This is a genomic window from Candidatus Pseudomonas auctus, from assembly GCF_048654275.1.
Lineage (GTDB): Bacteria > Pseudomonadota > Gammaproteobacteria > Pseudomonadales > Pseudomonadaceae > Aquipseudomonas > Aquipseudomonas pharyngis.
On the sequence record NZ_JBJYZK010000002.1, the window covers coordinates 147,144 to 163,467 of the forward strand.

The 16,324-nt window shown below is 59.5% G+C and carries 17 protein-coding genes; 7 read left to right on the forward strand and 10 right to left on the reverse strand.

Annotation, left to right across the window (positions count from 1 at the left end):
* Positions 1 to 56 precede the first annotated feature (56 nt).
* Together hslO and ACKUG4_RS04225 are read left to right on the forward strand one after the other, a co-directional pair.
* Positions 57 to 959 (forward strand): Hsp33 family molecular chaperone HslO, encoded by a 903-nt coding sequence (hslO, locus tag ACKUG4_RS04220; protein WP_011331968.1) that lies wholly within the window; start codon positions 57 to 59, stop codon positions 957 to 959.
* 181 nt (positions 960 to 1,140) lie between these two features.
* Complete coding sequence (locus tag ACKUG4_RS04225; protein WP_007952682.1) at positions 1,141 to 2,682, forward strand: phosphoenolpyruvate carboxykinase; 1,542 nt, start codon at positions 1,141 to 1,143, stop codon at positions 2,680 to 2,682.
* A gap of 173 nt (positions 2,683 to 2,855) precedes the next feature.
* On the opposite strand, the gene ACKUG4_RS04230 is transcribed toward ACKUG4_RS04225, so the two are convergent.
* From ACKUG4_RS04230 to ACKUG4_RS04250, 5 genes are all read right to left on the reverse strand, one after another.
* A complete protein-coding gene (locus tag ACKUG4_RS04230; RefSeq protein WP_236188777.1) occupies positions 2,856 to 3,128 on the reverse strand; it encodes a type II toxin-antitoxin system RelE/ParE family toxin in 273 nt (90 codons plus the stop codon).
* On the reverse strand, positions 3,128 to 3,571 hold the full coding sequence (locus tag ACKUG4_RS04235) for a hypothetical protein (protein ID WP_039764743.1): 444 nt from the start codon (positions 3,569 to 3,571) through the stop codon (positions 3,128 to 3,130). Before ACKUG4_RS04235 ends, ACKUG4_RS04230 begins: the two co-directional genes overlap by 1 nt.
* Before the next feature lie 158 nt (positions 3,572 to 3,729).
* Positions 3,730 to 4,029 carry a hypothetical protein gene (locus ACKUG4_RS04240; protein ID WP_007952679.1) on the reverse strand — a complete coding sequence of 100 codons (300 nt, stop codon included), beginning with the start codon at positions 4,027 to 4,029 and terminating at the stop codon, positions 3,730 to 3,732.
* Positions 4,030 to 4,376: 347 nt separating this feature from the next.
* Positions 4,377 to 5,504, reverse strand: coding sequence for a hypothetical protein (locus ACKUG4_RS04245; protein WP_445433519.1), 1,128 nt, complete (start codon positions 5,502 to 5,504; stop codon positions 4,377 to 4,379).
* 102 nt (positions 5,505 to 5,606) lie between these two features.
* Positions 5,607 to 5,888: a hypothetical protein gene (locus tag ACKUG4_RS04250; RefSeq protein WP_085647951.1), complete on the reverse strand. Its 282-nt coding sequence runs from the start codon at positions 5,886 to 5,888 to the stop codon at positions 5,607 to 5,609.
* A gap of 304 nt (positions 5,889 to 6,192) precedes the next feature.
* On the opposite strand from ACKUG4_RS04250, the gene ACKUG4_RS04255 reads away from it, so the two are divergent.
* Positions 6,193 to 6,696 carry a hypothetical protein gene (locus tag ACKUG4_RS04255; RefSeq protein WP_064592749.1) on the forward strand — a complete coding sequence of 168 codons (504 nt, stop codon included), beginning with the start codon at positions 6,193 to 6,195 and terminating at the stop codon, positions 6,694 to 6,696.
* Positions 6,697 to 6,713: 17 nt separating this feature from the next.
* Here ACKUG4_RS04255 and ACKUG4_RS04260 read toward each other — a convergent pair whose 3' ends face one another.
* Positions 6,714 to 6,848 carry a hypothetical protein gene (locus ACKUG4_RS04260; RefSeq protein ID WP_257784437.1) on the reverse strand — a complete coding sequence of 45 codons (135 nt, stop codon included), beginning with the start codon at positions 6,846 to 6,848 and terminating at the stop codon, positions 6,714 to 6,716.
* A 234-nt stretch (positions 6,849 to 7,082) separates the two neighbouring features.
* Here ACKUG4_RS04260 and ACKUG4_RS04265 point away from each other — a divergent pair, with 234 nt between their 5' ends.
* The 3 genes from ACKUG4_RS04265 to ACKUG4_RS04275 all read left to right on the forward strand — a co-directional run bounded on the left by ACKUG4_RS04265 (position 7,083) and on the right by ACKUG4_RS04275 (position 10,807).
* A complete protein-coding gene (locus ACKUG4_RS04265) occupies positions 7,083 to 9,011 on the forward strand; it encodes a RecQ family ATP-dependent DNA helicase (protein WP_445433520.1) in 1,929 nt (642 codons plus the stop codon).
* A 109-nt stretch (positions 9,012 to 9,120) separates the two neighbouring features.
* Positions 9,121 to 10,344, forward strand: a complete 1,224-nt coding sequence (locus ACKUG4_RS04270; protein ID WP_445433521.1) for a 3-hydroxyacyl-CoA dehydrogenase — start codon at positions 9,121 to 9,123, stop codon at positions 10,342 to 10,344.
* 31 nt (positions 10,345 to 10,375) lie between these two features.
* Entirely contained in the window at positions 10,376 to 10,807 is a 432-nt protein-coding gene (locus tag ACKUG4_RS04275) for an acyl-CoA thioesterase (RefSeq protein WP_039764604.1), read from the forward strand.
* A 55-nt stretch (positions 10,808 to 10,862) separates the two neighbouring features.
* On the opposite strand, the gene ACKUG4_RS04280 is transcribed toward ACKUG4_RS04275, so the two are convergent.
* From ACKUG4_RS04280 to ACKUG4_RS04295, 4 genes are all read right to left on the reverse strand, one after another.
* Positions 10,863 to 11,342, reverse strand: coding sequence for a glycine zipper domain-containing protein (locus tag ACKUG4_RS04280; protein WP_085608624.1), 480 nt, complete (start codon positions 11,340 to 11,342; stop codon positions 10,863 to 10,865).
* Between the two features lie 233 nt (positions 11,343 to 11,575).
* A complete protein-coding gene (locus tag ACKUG4_RS04285) occupies positions 11,576 to 13,924 on the reverse strand; it encodes an FdhF/YdeP family oxidoreductase (RefSeq protein WP_064592755.1) in 2,349 nt (782 codons plus the stop codon).
* Positions 13,921 to 14,760, reverse strand: coding sequence for a formate dehydrogenase accessory sulfurtransferase FdhD (fdhD, locus tag ACKUG4_RS04290; protein WP_445433522.1), 840 nt, complete (start codon positions 14,758 to 14,760; stop codon positions 13,921 to 13,923). The genes ACKUG4_RS04285 and fdhD overlap by 4 nt, the downstream gene beginning before the upstream one ends.
* Before the next feature lie 92 nt (positions 14,761 to 14,852).
* Positions 14,853 to 15,740 carry a LysR family transcriptional regulator gene (locus tag ACKUG4_RS04295; protein WP_085611192.1) on the reverse strand — a complete coding sequence of 296 codons (888 nt, stop codon included), beginning with the start codon at positions 15,738 to 15,740 and terminating at the stop codon, positions 14,853 to 14,855.
* 137 nt (positions 15,741 to 15,877) lie between these two features.
* Here ACKUG4_RS04295 and lysM point away from each other — a divergent pair, with 137 nt between their 5' ends.
* The gene (gene lysM, locus ACKUG4_RS04300; protein WP_039764611.1) at positions 15,878 to 16,318 is read left to right on the forward strand and encodes a peptidoglycan-binding protein LysM; all 441 of its coding nucleotides are present in this window, start codon (positions 15,878 to 15,880) and stop codon (positions 16,316 to 16,318) included.
* The last annotated feature ends 6 nt before the right edge of the window (positions 16,319 to 16,324 follow it).

Below are 16,324 nucleotides of genomic sequence, written 5' to 3' on the forward strand. Positions count from 1 at the left end.
CGCGGGATTTTCATTCTTTGTAACCATTTTGTCATCACATTCAGATACCCAGACCTATGACCGATTTCCTCGATACCGATTACACCCAACGCTTCATCTTCGATGACAGCGACACGCGCGGCGAACTGGTGTCGCTGGAGCGCAGCTACGCCGAAGTGCTCGCCAAGCACCCGTACCCGGAACCGGTTGCGCAATTGCTGGGCGAACTGATGGCTGCCGCCTCGTTGCTGGTGGGCACCCTGAAATTCGATGGCTTGCTGATTCTTCAGGCCCGTTCCGAAGGCCCGATCCCGCTGTTGATGATCGAGTGCTCCAGCGAGCGCGAAATCCGCGGCCTGGCGCGCTATCACGCCGAGCAGATTCCTGCCGACGCGACCCTCGGTGATCTAATGCCGAACGGTGTCCTGGCCTTGACCGTCGACCCGATCGCTGGCCAGCGTTATCAGGGCATCGTTGATCTCGACGGCGAAACCCTGTCCGACTGCTTTACCAACTATTTCGTCATGTCCCAGCAGGTCGGCACTCGCTTCAAGCTGTGCGCCGACGGCCGTCGTGCCCGTGGTTTGCTGCTGCAGCAACTGCCGGCCGATCGCCTGAAAGACGAAGAAGAACGCGCCGCCAGCTGGCAGCACATCACCGCGCTGGGCAACACCCTGACCGCTGATGAACTGTTGAGCCTGGACAACGAAACGGTTCTGCACCGCCTCTACCATGAAGAGCAGGTTCGTCTGTTCGATGTGCAGAAACTGCGCTTCCACTGCAGCTGCTCCCGCGAGCGTTCGGGTAACGCACTGGTCAGCCTGGGTCTGGAAGATGCGCAGGCACTGGTGGCCGAGCAAGGTGGCCAAGTCGAGATCGATTGCCAGTTCTGCAACCAGCGCTACCTGTTCGACGCGGCAGATATCGCTCAATTGTTCGCTGGCGCAGGCGTCGAGACGCCGTCAGATACCCGGCACTAAAACGGTTCAGCGCAGGTAAATTCACTGCTCAACGACGGAATTACGCCGTTACGACGGGAGGGCCCTACTCTTTTTGGGCTTTTCTGGCATAATCCGGCCCACTTTTTTCGCGGTAGTAGTGCACGACTTTCTACTACAAAACGTTTGGAGCACACTCGGCCACTGGCCGACGGGGAACCTCATGACGCAAGCCAATAACGCCGTGTACACCGATCTGAGTGTTGATGATCTGGTAAAAGAAGCCCTGAACCGCGGTGAGGGCGAGCTTGCCGATACCGGCGCTCTGGTTGTTCGCACCGGTCACCGCACCGGCCGTTCGCCAGTCGACCGTTTCATCGTTGAAGAGCCTTCCACCCAGGCTGCCATTGCCTGGGGCCCGATCAACCGCAAGTTCCCGGCCGACAAGTTCGACGCGCTGTGGGCTCGTGTTGAAGCATTCAACAACGCGCAAGAGCATTTCGTTTCCCACGTGCATGTAGGCGCGGCCGAAGATCACTACCTGGCCGTGAAAATGACCACCCAGACTGCATGGCAGAACCTGTTCGGTCGTTGCCTGTTCATCAACCCGGCTCAGTACAACCCGGCCGGTCGCGAAGAGTGGCAAGTGCTGAACGTCGCCAACTTCGAGTGCGTGCCAGAGCGTGACGGCACCAACTCCGACGGTTGCGTGATCATCAACTTCGCCCAGAAGAAAGTGCTGATCGCCGGCATGCGTTACGCCGGTGAAATGAAGAAAGCCATGTTCTCCGTGCAGAACTTCCTGCTGCCGGCCGCTGACGTGCTGCCAATGCACTGCGCTGCCAACATCGGCGAAGAAGGCGACGTGACCCTGTTCTTCGGTCTGTCGGGCACCGGCAAGACCACCCTGTCCGCCGACGAAAGCCGTTACCTGATCGGTGACGACGAACACGGCTGGGGCGAAGGCGTTGTCTTCAACATCGAAGGCGGCTGCTACGCCAAGTGCATCGACTTGTCCGAGAAGAACGAGCCGGTCATCTGGAAAGCCATCAAGCACGGCGCGGTACTGGAAAACGTCGTGATCGACGACGCCAAACACGCCGACTACGCCGATGTCAGCCTGACCCAGAACAGCCGCGCGGCCTACCCGCTGGAGCACGTTGCCAAGCGTTCCGAGAAGAACCTGGGCGGCGAGCCGAACGCTGTGATCTTCCTGACCTGCGACCTGACCGGCGTCCTGCCGCCAGTGTCGATCCTCAACGAAGAACAAGCGGCCTACCACTTCCTGTCCGGCTACACCGCACTGGTGGGCTCGACTGAAATGGGTTCGGGCAGCGGAATCAAGTCGACGTTCTCCACCTGCTTCGGCGCACCGTTCTTCCCGCGTCCGGCCGGCGAATACGCTGAGCTGCTGATCAAACGCATCCGCGGCTTCGGCTCCAAGGTCTACCTGGTCAACACCGGCTGGACTGGCGGTGGCTACGGCGTCGGCAAACGCTTCAACATCCCGACCACCCGCGCGGTGATCGCAGCGATCCAGAGCGGCGCGCTGATCGGTGCAGCCACCGAGCACCTGGACACCATCAACCTGGACGTGCCACTGGCCGTACCGGGCGTCGAAACCAACCTGCTCAACCCACGCAACACCTGGGCTGACAAGGCTGCGTACGACGAAGCTGCCAAAGCACTGGCCGGTCTGTTCATCGAGAACTTCAAGAAGTTTGAAGTGAGCGACGCGATCAAGGCTGCCGGGCCTAAGTTGTAAGACTGGGTTTGTAGCGAATGAGAAAGCCGCCTCTTGAGGGCGGCTTTTTTGTGGGTGATGGGTTGGACTTCATTGTCAGATCAACTGCCATTATTCCCGCAGAATCCGCGTTAAACAGCCAGAATAATGCTACTTAAGGAGCCGTGAACTCCTAAGCATTTTCCCTCCAGCCATCATGGCCATTGCCGTCTGGTATGCAGCACTCGTAGCACTTCCACAACATCAACTTTGACTGTGTAGATGATGACGTAGTTTGGAGTGACGACGATTTCGCGGGTATCTCCCGCGATACCTTTTCGGTACAGGGCTGGGTGCTGCCGAGCGCTTTCTCCTTTCAGTTCGAAAGCCTCATCAAGTTCAATCGCTGCAGCGGGATTTTCCTGGCCGATACGCTCCATGATGTTGTCTCGGTCATCCAGCGCTTCTTGGCGCCAGACCAACCTCATCAACGTGCTCGCTGACGAAGGGCATCCCGTTTGGCGGCAAATATCCTGCGAGCGTCTTCATCGCTGACGCTGGGTCTTGGGTCATCAATGCTGATTTGTACCTGTTGCTTGACCCATTCTTCATACGCAGCTGCTTCATGAGCTTGTTTCATCGCTTCGGCGCGATCAGGGCGAGCATAGGTTTTTATCTGTAGGGGGTCGTAACTGGAGGCGTCCACATCGAAGTGATTGATGCCCACTCCTTGCAGGTAGGTCACCAGTGTTTCAAGCCGCTTGAACAGACGTACCTGGCCACTGCGTTGTGCGGTCAGTGAGTATTCTTTGCTTCCTTGCTGAATCTGAATCGACCAGCCACCCGGTTTGGCGACGATATGTGCGCTACTGATCGAACCGTTCTCAAACAGCCGCGTGAGAGTGCTGTGATCAATGGTTTCAGTGGTCATGAAGGCAAGCCCTTGGTTGAACAATGGCTCCCATCGTACGCAATCAATAATAGTTTGCAAAATTCTGATCCTTAAGTTTTGCGCCGGAGATGTCAGCGTCAGTGTTCGAGATAGAGGCAGGCAGTTCTAGCCATGAACACGCCTGCCCGAGGAGTCCGTCAGGCCGGCGCTTTCCAGTTGAGCATTCGCTGCTGGGCGACCTGGAGCAGGTCATAGCCGTCTTTGGTGAGAAGGTAGAGCGCGTGGGTGATGTGCGGGATGTCTTCGACGTCGGCGTGTTTGAAGCAGAGGCAGTAGAGGGTTTGCAGCAGGTCGCTGGAGGCGCGCAGACGCTGGACGGCGCATTCGAGGATGTCTTGCGGGTTGGCTTCGGTGTCGATGACCAGGGGCTTGGTGTCGGTGAGGTTGGAGTCGAGTGGGCGGTAGCGATCGGAGTGGAGCTCGTTCCATGATTTCATTTTTTAGATCCTCAATTGCTTCGAATGAAGCCACCACATCGTGACCAAGCGACTGGAGGCGACTGTGTTCGGGTTGGTCAACCGGTGAGGATCATGCACATACCCGGCACGCTCGGAAGCGTCCCAAACACAGCCACCATAACGCTACTGGCAATTGAGTGCCGGCAGCATACAGCGGACGCGAATGCATGTTCCATTCGGGTGACCAAGCCCGAGTCGCTGAATTGGCAGCGACAGTCACAACTATAGGTTTCGGCCCACTGGCGCCGATAGAAGACAAGGCGCCGCTACGTGTAGGAACTGGATGCATATTCCGGCAGTCCGTTCCTACAGATCAATCACGGTTTTCAACGAATAGCCCGATACCCCTCAACATCCAGCACACTCGTCGTCAGCCCGGTCGCCGGGGTGTAGATCGCGCCTTTCACCGTCGAGAGCGGAACGCCTTTGCTGCCCAGCGATACGTAGCGTTCGCCTTGATCCAGTTCGGTGAACCAGGTGTAGGAACACTTTTCCATAGCCTTGTATTTCGCTGCCGCGTTGACGATGGCGGCAGTGTGGTTGCGAAGGTCGGCATCGGTGAGGTTGAGGTTCTTGTCGAGGACGGTGCCCCAGCGTTTCAGGCAGACCTCGGCAAAGTGACGGACGATGAGGCCGGGTTCGGCCAGCACTTTTGGACCACTGTTGCCGTCGGCGGAGGCGTTGCCGACCAGGGTGGCGTGACGGCCGGGCATGGGGAAGATGCTGGTCTTGGTGCCGGTCGCGGTTTGCGGAATGACACAACTGAAACCCTTGGAGCGCTCATCCCGCGCATAGAAACCCACATATTCTTTTACGTTGCTATTGAGCTTTACCCGGTGTTCCTGAAAGTTACCGATGCCCGGCACCGGGTCGATGGCAAAGATATTCACTGGAATGTTTTTCAGTGCACTGTCGTTAAACATGGCATTGGCCAGCATGTGACAACTGATACCGCCGCGGCTCCACCCCACCAGATTGACTTTTGTTGGAATAACACCGTCCTTGCGAAAGGTTTTGATAATTTGCTCCTGTAACTTCTGTTGCGTGACGCTGCGATCACCATAGTTATATTTACGCCACAGCCAGGAACCTTCGACTTTTACATCTTCAATCGGAATGCCGGCGGCTTTGAGGCGGTTGTATTCCGCTTCGGTCAGTTGTTCGCGCTGCCAGTCACATTGGCCTTTGATGATGTTCATCGCGTGCTGGACGTTTTCCTCCCAGCCCTTGCCGAACAAGGTACCACTGAGGCCGTAGTCCTTGGACTGGGTGAACAGTTCATCGGCTTGCAGGTTGCTGGTGCCGGGGCCGTCGACCACGATCCAGTCTGCGAACTCGCGCCCGGTGTGGTGAGCGGCCAGTGTGGAGACCAATTCCCCATTCCAATAGTTAACGTGTGCATTATCAAACTTTGTAGAACCTGTACCGCAGAAGAAAATAGTTAACGTAGTCATGTTGTTGCTCTCGGTTGATATAAGAGCAATCAGGCTAGTTGTAAACTTTGTAGTAATGGAAGCGAAGGGTTGTTGCGAACTTTGTAAATGTGGCTGGCGGCGTTAGTTGTTTATTCGTTGTCTGGCAACTTCCAACAAGTCACAACCGTCTTGGGTCAATAAATAAAGCGCATTGACGATGTTGGGAATGTCTTTCACATCGGCCTGTTTGAAACACAAGCAGTAAAGAGTTTCCAGCAGATCGCTGGCGGCACGCAGGCGTTGATCGGCGGCATTGAGCAGGTCACCCGCTGTTGCAGCGGTGTCGATGACCATTACCGGGTTGTCGCCGTCGCAGGTCTTGAGAGGGCGAAAACGAGTATTCAGCGGTGTGAACATGTTCATGATTGAGGCGTGTCCTTTACGAAGTCGCTTCGGTGGGCCGACACAGTGTTTTCAGTCGCGCCGGCCACTATAGAAGGACGCCGTCGAGTGGGACAAGACGGCCGCAATGGACAGATTTCGTAAGGGTTTTTTCCACGATATGGGCATTTGCCCTACATGTTTTTTCGGTTTTTCAAAGCCAAACCCTTATTGGCGAATTTTCCGACGTGATTATCAGGCGTTTCAAAGTAAACCTCTGTATGGTGCGCGCCAGAATCCGTAGGGCGTTTCCAAATGTCCGACACACGCTTAAAGGGAATTAGGTATGCAGTGGCTACGAATGGCCTCGATCGTTTTGCTGTGGGTGAGTGGCTGTCGTTTGGCGTTGGCCTCCGACACGGGCAACGGGTTGCTGCTTGCCAACCTGGAGCGCACCGGTTGGCCCGACGCGCTCGCCACTCAGGCTGACATCGACACAGCTGCCCGTGCTGAAGTGCTGGTTTTCGGCAAGGCTCTGCTGGCGAGCGAAGCCCTGGACGAACCGGGACTCACGCAACGACTGGGCGTGCAGCCAATGCAGCTCAAGTCGATCAGACAAGTACGCGACGGTCTGTGGGATCGCTTGCTCAACACCTACCGCAATGCCAGCACTCACTGCGACGAGAAAGCATTTTGCCCCCGGGTGCGCAGCGTTGCCGACTTGCGTCAACTGGCGGCAGCCTTCACCGGCGATATCAGCCCGGCTCATGCACGATGGGCGAGCCAGAGCCTCGATGTGCATGAACGGGTACTGGATGAGCAATTGCGGGTAGCCGTATTGCGGCCCTGACACAGCGCTTGCGGGGGTTAAGTCGAGGGCGCTGCGGTGACGGTCACGGCGCTGGCCAGGATCGGCGGAAAGTCGTCGGGAGAGGGGGTGCAGCCTCCCAGCAGCAGGGAGGCAAAGATCAGGGCGAGGGGCAGTTTCAAGTTGTTCGACATGTTCACTCCTTGGTAAAAATCCATGCGCATTGGCCGTCCTGGCTCAAGGCGTGACGGACATTACCCTCGGATCGCTTCACCCGGCGATGAACAAAGTGTTTCATTTGTTTGATCCCTTGACCGTGCCGTCGACGCTGTATCATCCCGTATCGATTTGATCCCCGACCTATTCTCGACGCGCTGCGATCGCCCGCTAGGCTGTTGGCATCACAGCGGTCAACGGAGTGACAGCGAATGCACAACACCCTGGAACAGGTTTTCGGTTATCCACAGTTTCGACCCGGTCAGGAGGCCGCGATCAGCGCTGTTCTCGCCGGGCGCTCGGTGGCCGCGATATTTCCCACCGGCTCCGGCAAGTCCCTTTGTTACCAGGTCCCGGCACTCTTGCTGCCACACCTGACGCTGGTGGTCTCACCGTTGCTGGCGCTGATGCAGGATCAGCTTGAGTTCTTGCGCCGGCACGGGATATCCGCAGGCAGCATCGATTCGGCGCAGAGCCGCGAAGACGCCAACGATGTGATGGCCCGCGCCCGTTCGGGCGAACTGAAGATCCTGATGATTTCCGTGGAGCGTTTGAAGAACGAGCGCTTTCGCAACTTTTTGCAGCAGGTGCCGATCTCGCTGCTGGTGGTGGACGAGGCGCACTGCATCTCCGAGTGGGGCCACAACTTCCGCCCCGACTACCTCAAGCTGCCGGACTACCAGCGCCAGTTCAACATCCCGCAAACCCTGCTGCTGACCGCCACCGCAACGCCAAAGGTCATCGACGACATGCAGGCGAAATTCGCCATCGCGGCAGACGATGTGGTGACCACCGGTTTCTATCGGCCCAACCTCAATCTGCTGGTCGAGCCGGTGCGTGGGCAGGACAAGCGCCGGCGTCTGGTGGAGTGGATGAAAGAGCGTGAGGGCCAACCGAGCATCGTTTACGTGACCCTGCAGAAAACCGCCGAGCAGATTGCTGAACATCTGGAGCGCAATGGCATTCAGGCCGAGGCTTATCACGCCGGTTTGCCCCATGAGCAACGGGACGCGATCCAGAAGCGCTTCATGGGCGGGCAGTCCGATTGCATCGTCGCCACCATCGCCTTCGGCATGGGCATCGACAAGAGCGACATCCGCAACGTGGTGCATTTCGACCTGCCCAAATCCATCGAAAACTACAGCCAGGAAATCGGCCGTGCAGGGCGTGACGGGCAGCCGTCCGACTGCCTGGTGTTGGCCAACCGCGACAGCCTCAACGTGCTGGAAAACTTCGTGTATGGCGACACGCCGGAACAGGAGGGCATTCGTCATGTGCTGGACGAGCTGCAGGCCGCCGCGCCGGAAGGCCAATGGGAGTTTCTGCTCGGGCCGCTGGCGGATCAGAGCAACATTCGCGCGTTGCCTTTGAAGACGTTGTTGGTGCAGTTGGAGCTGCGAGGACTGATTGCCCCGCGCTACGCGTACTACGCCGAGTACCGTTTCAAATACCTGCTGGAGCCCGAGGCGTTGCTTGAGCGTTTTGAAGGTGAACGCAGGGATTTCGTCACCGCGATCATCCAGACCTCAAGCCGCGCGCGTACCTGGGCCACGGTGAATTTCCAGGCGATGTACGAGCAGTATTCCGCCGAGCGCAACCGCGTGGTGAAAGCGCTGGATTACTTTCAGGAGAAGGGCTGGGTCGAGCTTGAGAGCAAGCAGATGACCGAGGTCTACAACGTGCTGCGCGGCGATTTCGACAGCCAGACCTTGAGCGCTGAACTGCATGACTATTTCACCCGCCATGAACAAACCGAAGTGGCGCGGATTCACGCCATGCTCGAGCTGTTCGCCACCGAGCGATGCCTCGGATATCGGCTGGCGGAATATTTTGGCGATCACAATGCGCCGCAGCAGTGCGGACATTGCTCGGTGTGTCACGGGCACGTCGCCCGGTTGCCGGCGCCTCCGAAACTGCCGGCGCTTGTGGATAAAAATTTTGCGGCGTTGTGTGGCGATTTTATCCACAGGCATCAGCAGCACGCTGGCAGCGCTCCGTCGGCCGAGCGGCTGACCCGGTTCCTCTGCGGAATCAGTGTGCCGCTGTTTACCAAACTCAAGGCGCGGGCCATTTCCGGGTTTGCGGCGCTCGAGGAATATCCCTACGCCGAGGTCCGGGCCTGGGCTCAGACGCATCTTTGAGATTCCGAATCCATCTGCTGAATGTCGATCATCACGGCAATGAACTTCAAAAATGCCCGGTGGCTGACTATGGTGATGGCTGTCTTCGGATCGCCAACAAGAGAACAACATGAGCCAGACATCCTTCGCTATTCAGCAGGCCGCCGTGATCGGCGCCGGCACCATGGGCCGCGGCATTGTCATGTGCCTGGCCAACGCCGGCGTGTCAGTGCAGTGGGTCGATAACAATCCACAGATGCTTGAGCAGGCGCTGTCCACCGTGGCCGAGACCTACGCGCACAACGTGCGACAGGGGCGGATCGATCAGGCCGAAGCCGATGCGCGGATTGCCCGTGTCAGCGCGGCGGCGGACTATGTGGCAATCCGCAACGTCGACCTGGTGATCGAAGCGGTGTACGAGAACCTCGAGCTCAAGCAGAAGATCTTCCGCGAGCTCGATGGCGTGTTGAAACCCGAGGCGCTGCTGGCGAGCAATACTTCGGCGCTGGATATCGACGCCATTGCCGCCGCGACACGGCGACCGACTCAAGTGCTGGGCCTGCATTTCTTCAGCCCGGCGCACATCATGAAGTTGCTGGAAATAGTCCGTGGCGCACAAACTTCTCCGGCTGTGCTTGAGGCTGCGCTTGAGCTGGGCAAGCGCATGGGCAAGGTCAGTGTGGTGTCGGGCAACTGCCACGGTTTTATCGGCAACCGCATGCTGCATCCGTATGTGCTCGAAGCGCGCAAGATGTTGCTCGAAGGGGCGTACCCGCATCAGGTCGATGCGGCGTTGCAGAGTTTCGGTTTTGCCATGGGGCCGTTTCGCATGTACGACGTGGTCGGCATCGATCTCGAGTGGCGTGCCCGTGAACTGGCGGGCAAGGGGCAGGATGCACCGGAGGTTCAAGTGGATAACCGTCTGTGCGAGTTGGGCCGGTTCGGTCAGAAGTCCGGCAACGGTTATTACCACTACGAGCCGGGCAGTCGACAGGCCGAGCATGATCCCGAGGTCGATGCGCTGGTGTTGAGCGTCAGTGAAGGCCTGGGGTTTCATCGCCGGGATATCGGCTCGGAGGAGATCCTTGAGCGGTGCCTGCTGGCGTTGGTCAACGAGGGCGCGAAGATCCTGCAGGAAGGGATTGCCGAGTCGGCGTATGACATCGATCAGGTTTATCTGAATGGCTACGGCTTCCCGGCAGAGAGAGGCGGGCCGATGGCCTGGGCGGATGACCAGGGGCTGGCCGACATTCACAAGCGATTGCTGGCACTGGAGACCCGGCAGGGTGATCACTGGCGGCCGGCGCCATTGATTGGCGAGCTGGCGGCGCGCGGCAAGGGTTTTTATCTTTAGACTGAGCAGATCACTCCAGGAATCGACACTGATGTCCAACCCGATGCCGCAACGCAGCGATTACCCGCACTTCCAGCCGATCACCACGCGCTGGCACGACAACGACGCCTACGGTCACGTCAACAACGTCACCTATTACAGCTTCTTCGACACGGCGGTGAACACCTATCTGATTCAGGTCGGGGGGCTGGATATCCATGACGGCGAGGTGGTGGGGTTTGTGGTGAGTTCGTCCTGCGACTACTTCGCCTCGATCGCTTTTCCGGATCGAATCGAGATCGGCTTGCGGGTTGGCAAGCTGGGTAATAGTTCGGTGCAATACGAACTGGCGGTGTTCAAGGCCGAAGAAGACGAGGCCTGTGCCGCCGGGCGCTTCGTACATGTGTTTGTCGACCGGGCGTCCAATCAGCCGGTGTCGATTCCAACCCGATTGCGCGAAGCGCTGGAACGCCTGGCGATGTGACAGGCAAAAAAAATCGCAGCCCGGGGGAGCTGCGATTTTTCTTCAAGCCTTCGCCTCAGCGGTGGCGATAGTACTTGTGATGCTTGCGATGGCCGTAGGCATGACCGCGACCACGGTGGTCGTCACGGTAGTAGCGACGGTCACGGCCACGGTCGTAATGACGATCATCGTCATCGCTCTTGTTGCCCATGTAGTTACCCAGCGCGCCACCCGCGCCGCCGCCGGCTGCTGCGCCGATCAGGCTGCCGGTGGTGCCGCCCATGCTGCGGCCGACCACGTTGCCGCCGGCTGCGCCCAGCGCACCGCCAATGGCTGCTTCACCACGGCTGCGCTTGTCGGCGCCCACCGCACTACCACCCGCGCCGCCCAGGGCTGCGCCGATGGTTGAACCTGTACTGCCGCCTAACGATTGACCGACGACCGAGCCAAGAACCCCGCCCAATGCGCCGCCCACACCTGCTTCGGTGGTGCCTCCGGCAGAAGCGAAGCCACTGACCAGGCCAAGGGACAACAAGAGAATCGAGGAGAACTTCATAGAGGAGCCTCAAAGGGATGACGGCGCGATCCTGAGGCTCTGGAATGGGCGTGACAATCGAAATCCGACGAATAGCACGACCTGTATACAATTCTGCAAGTTGCTGATTTTTGGGCGGAACTTAACGGTTTTTCGCCGGTCTTTAACTACTTCGGACAGGCCGCTTTGATCACAAAGCGGCCTTTTTTGTGGGCGTTCGAAAAGTGCTCGCGAACGCCCGTTCAGGCGCCGTATCAGGCCGATCTGGCCATGATCAGCCCCGTTTCGCTCGCCGCTTCCAGGCGAATGGCAATGAACTTCGACGTCGGCGTATGGCTGCCATCGCCGGTGCTCTCCAACGGCACCAATGGATTCACCTCAGGGTAATAAGCCGCTGCCTGCCCTGCAGGAATATCGAACGCCAAGAGCGTGAAGCCCTTCACCCGACGCTCACGACCATCGTCCCACAGCGACACGATGTCAGCCTTCTGCCCCGGCTTGAAGCCCAGGCGGATGATGTCGGCTTCGTTGGCGAACAACACATCGCGCTGTCCCTTCACCCCGCGATAACGATCGTCGAGACCATAAATCGTGGTGTTGTACTGATCGTGAGAGCGCATCGATTGCAGGATAAGGTCCGGCAGTTTGCCGGTGGCGCGAGTGCGTTCGTGGATCAGGTCCTTGGGCAGCATGTTCGGCTTGAAGTTGGCCCGACCGGACGTGGTGTTCCACTTGCGCGCGCCGGCGCTGTTGCCGAGGTAGAAGCCGCCCGGGTTCTTGACCTTCTCGTTGAAGTCCTTGAAGCCCGGAATGGTGTCGGCGATCAGTTCGCGGATGCGCCGGTAGTCGGCCACCAGCCAGTTCCAGTCCACCGGTTTGCTGCCCAGGGTGGCGGCGGCAATGCCGGCGATGATCGACGGCTCCGAGCGCATCTGGTTCGACAGCGGCTGCAACTGGCCGTTGGAGGCGTGCACCATGCTGAACGAGTCTTCCACGGTGACAGCTTGCGGGCCTTCGGTCTGGATATCGATGTCGGTACGACCCAGGCACGGCAGGATCAGCGCGTCCTTGCCGTGGGCCAGGTGGCTGCGATTAAGCTTGGTGCTGATCTGCACGGTCAGGTCACAGTTGCTCAGGGCCTGGAAGGTGCGCGGGCTGTCCGGCGTGGCCTGGGCGAAGTTGCCGCCCAGACCGATAAACACCTTGGCGCGACCTTCGGCCATCGCGTGAATCGCTTCGACCACGTTGTGCCCGTTGTGACGTGGCACCTTGAACTGGAAGCGGCGTTCGAGGGAATCAAGGAACGCCACCGGCGGACGTTCGTTGATGCCCATGGTGCGGTCGCCCTGCACGTTACTGTGGCCGCGCACCGGGCACAGACCGGCGCCGGGTTTGCCAATGTTGCCGCGCAGCAGCATCAGGTTGGCGATCTCCTGGATGGTCGGCACCGAGTGGCGATGCTGGGTGATGCCCATCGCCCAGCACATGATCACGTTCTTGCCTTTGGCGTACATGCGCGCCGCTTGCTCGATTTCCACCAGGGTCAGGCCGGACTGAGTGACGATCTGCTCCCAAGGGGTATCGTCGACGACACCAATGTACTCGAGCACATTGACGCTGTGCTCATTGAGGAAGTCGTGATCGAACACGGCCGGTGCGCCAGCCTTCTGCGCATCGCGCTCCCATTGCAGCAGGAACTTGGCCATGCCGCGCAGCACCGCCATGTCGCCGCCCAGCGCCGGGCGGAAATACGCGGTGTTGGTCGGCTTGTCGCCGTTGGTGAGCATTTCCAGCGGATGCTGCGGATGCTGGAAGCGTTCCAGGCCACGTTCTTTCAGCGGGTTGACGCACACCACCTGGGCACCGCGTTTCACCGCTTCACGCAGCGGTTCGAGCATGCGCGGGTGGTTGGTGCCGGGGTTCTGGCCCCAGACAAAAATCGCATCGGCATGTTCGAAGTCGTCGAAGGTCACGGTGCCTTTGCCGACGCCGACACTCTGCGCCAGGGCCACGCCGCTGGCCTCGTGGCACATGTTCGAGCAGTCGGGGAAGTTGTTGGTGCCGAAGGCGCGCACGAACAGTTGATACAGATACGCCGCTTCGTTGCTGGCGCGGCCCGAGGTGTAGAACTCGGCCTGATCCGGGCTCGACAGCGCTTGCAGGTGTTTGCCGATCAGCGCGTAGGCATCGTCCCAGCTGATGGGTTTGTAGCGGTCGGTTTCGGCGTCATACACCAGCGGTTCGGTCAGACGACCTTGGTATTCAAGCCAGTAGTCGCTCTGTTCCAGCAACGAGGTGACGCTGTGCTTGGCGAAGAACTTGCCGTCGACCCGACGCTTGGTCGCTTCCCAGTTCACCGCTTTGGCGCCGTTCTCGCAGAATTTGACCATGCCGCTTTCCGGCGAGTCGCCCCAGGCGCAGCCCGGGCAGTCGAAGCCGCCGTTCTGGTTGGTCTTGAGCATCATGCGCAGGTTTTTCAGCGCGTTGTCGCTGGTCAACCAGGCCTGGGCCACGCTGATCAGGGCGCCCCAGCCACCGGCCGGGCCCTTGTAAGGCTTGTAGCGCGGAACGGGTTTCTGGTCGGCTTGATGATGTTGGCTCACGGGTGTTTCTCCATTTCTGGGCTATACACCCGCGGCGCGTTTTTCTGCGGCAGGTGAATGAGATTGAGGTTATGGCGTCGGGCCCATTGCACGGCGAGGCCGGTGGGCGCGGACAGGCTGACCAGGGTCTGAATCCCGGCCCGCAGGACTTTCTGGATCAATTCGAGGCTGCAACGGCTGGTGACAATTGCCAGGCCGCCGGCTGTGGATATCTTTTGCCGGATCAGACCGCCAATCAGCTTGTCGAGGGCGTTGTGCCGGCCGATGTCTTCGCGGCCCAGCAGCAATTCACCGCTGGCGTTCATGAACACCGCCGCGTGCACTGCGCCGCAATGCTGACCCAGCGGTTGGAATGCGCCGATACGCTGGCGCAAACCATCGAGCCATTCGGCGGGCGGCAAAGGTGCGCCGGGCAAGACCTTGAGGTCAGGCAGCGCCTGCTCCACCGCTTCCACGCCGCACAGTCCGCAACCGCTGGTGCCGGCCAGTTGCCGCCGCTGCTGCTTGAGGTTCCAGAAGGCGCGGTTGGCGATGGTCACTTGCGCGTATTGCGCCGAGCCCGAACCGCTCAGTTGCAGGTCGTAGATGTCCGAGGCGTCTTCGATGATGCCGCTGTCGAGGCTGAAGCCGACGATGAAGTCTTCAAGGTCGGTCGGCGTCACCAGCATCACGGCCTGACTGATGCCGTTGTAGGCAATCGCCAACGCGACTTCTTCGGCCAGCGCGGTGCTGGCCGATTCCGCGAGGGGGAGATTGCTGTAGCTGTAGGTCTGACTGGCGGCTGGCGCGGGCGTTTCGAGAGCAGGCGCCGCGCAGGCCGGGCGCTTGGCGTTCATGGCATCACCGACGGATTGATCAACGTTAAGACTAGGCGCGGCAAGATGTCGCGTCTAATCGCTAGTGTCGATCCTTCGATAGATGCCGTCGATCAAGTGTCCGTGGGTGATTTTTGATAGAGCGCGAAACAGGCCTCGGCCAGCGCCGAGCGTGGGGCGCCGCGACGCATGATCAGGCCCAGTCGGGCGAGGGTCTGGGCGTTTTCGATGGGTTGCAGGCGCAGATGATCGGTCAGGTTTTCCAGGCCGCCATCCAGTGGCATCACCGCACAGCACAAGCCGCCGTGCACCGCTTGCAACAATTGGTGAACGGCGTCGGTTTGCAGTAACGGCTGCGGCGTCAGGCCACGACTGTGGAAGTTATGGTCGATGGACTGGCGAAAGTGCATGCCGCTGGTGAGCATGCCCAGCGGCAGTTCGATCAGCGATTCCCAACTCAGCGGCGCCTCACCAAAGTTGAAGAACCGCTGGTCGTAGAGCAGACCCATCTGCGTTTCACTGAACGCCAGGGATTCAAACCGCTCGCCGTCGAGGCGGTCCAGGTAAGACACGCCAATGTCGATGCGATTGTTCGCCAGTTGCTCTAGAACCTGTTCGGAGCTCAGCGAGGACAGTTCGAAGCGCAGGTTCGGATGTTGCGCGTGCAGGCGTTGCATCAACGGCAGTGCATCGAAACTCGACAACGGCACCACGCCCAGGCGCAGGGTGCCGATCAGATTGCCGCGACAGGCCGCCGCTTCCGCCTGCAAGCCGTCGTAGGCCGCCAGTACCGTGCGCGCCCAGGCCAGCACCCGTTCGCCCGGTGCGGTGAACCCTTCGAAGCGCTGGCCACGGTTGACCAGTGGCAGGTCGAGTTCTTCCTCGAGGCTGCGCAGGCGCATCGACAGGGTCGGCTGGGTGATGTGGCAGCGGGCTGCGGCCTGGCCGAAGTGGCGGGTTTCGTCGAGGGCGATGAGGAATTTCAGCTGCTTGATGTCCATCTTCGCTCCGGGGCGCTGGCAGGGGTGGGCGATTCTACCGCTTGAGTGACGGCAGGGTCATTGGTCGGCTTGGAACCGGGTTTGTCCGGGGTGGTCTAGGCTTGGGCGTCTGGAACCCAAATCAAGGAGTGTGCGCCATGAGTCTTTTGAGCTTTGTGAAAGAAGCGGGTGAGAAACTGCTCGACCTGCTGACCCCCGGCAACGCCAATGCCAGCGAGCAATTGAAGGAACACATCAGCAAGGTCGGGTTGGGTAACCCGAATGTCCAGGCAACCGTGGACGGGGACAAGGTGACCGTTACCGGTGAAGTGGCGAGTCAGGAAGAGAAAGAGAAGATTCTTCTGGCAGTGGGCAACATTGCCGGTGTCGGCAGCGTCGATGACCAGATCACCGTGACCGGGCCGGTTGTGGCGGCGGCGCGTTTTGTGGTCGTGAAGAAGGGCGACACCCTCAGCGCGATTTCCCTGGCGGTGTATGGCAACGCCAACCAGTACAACAAGATCTTCGAGGCCAACAAGCCGCTGTTGTCACATCCGGACAAGATTTATCCGGGGCAGACGCTGCGTATTCCCGAGTAATCGCAG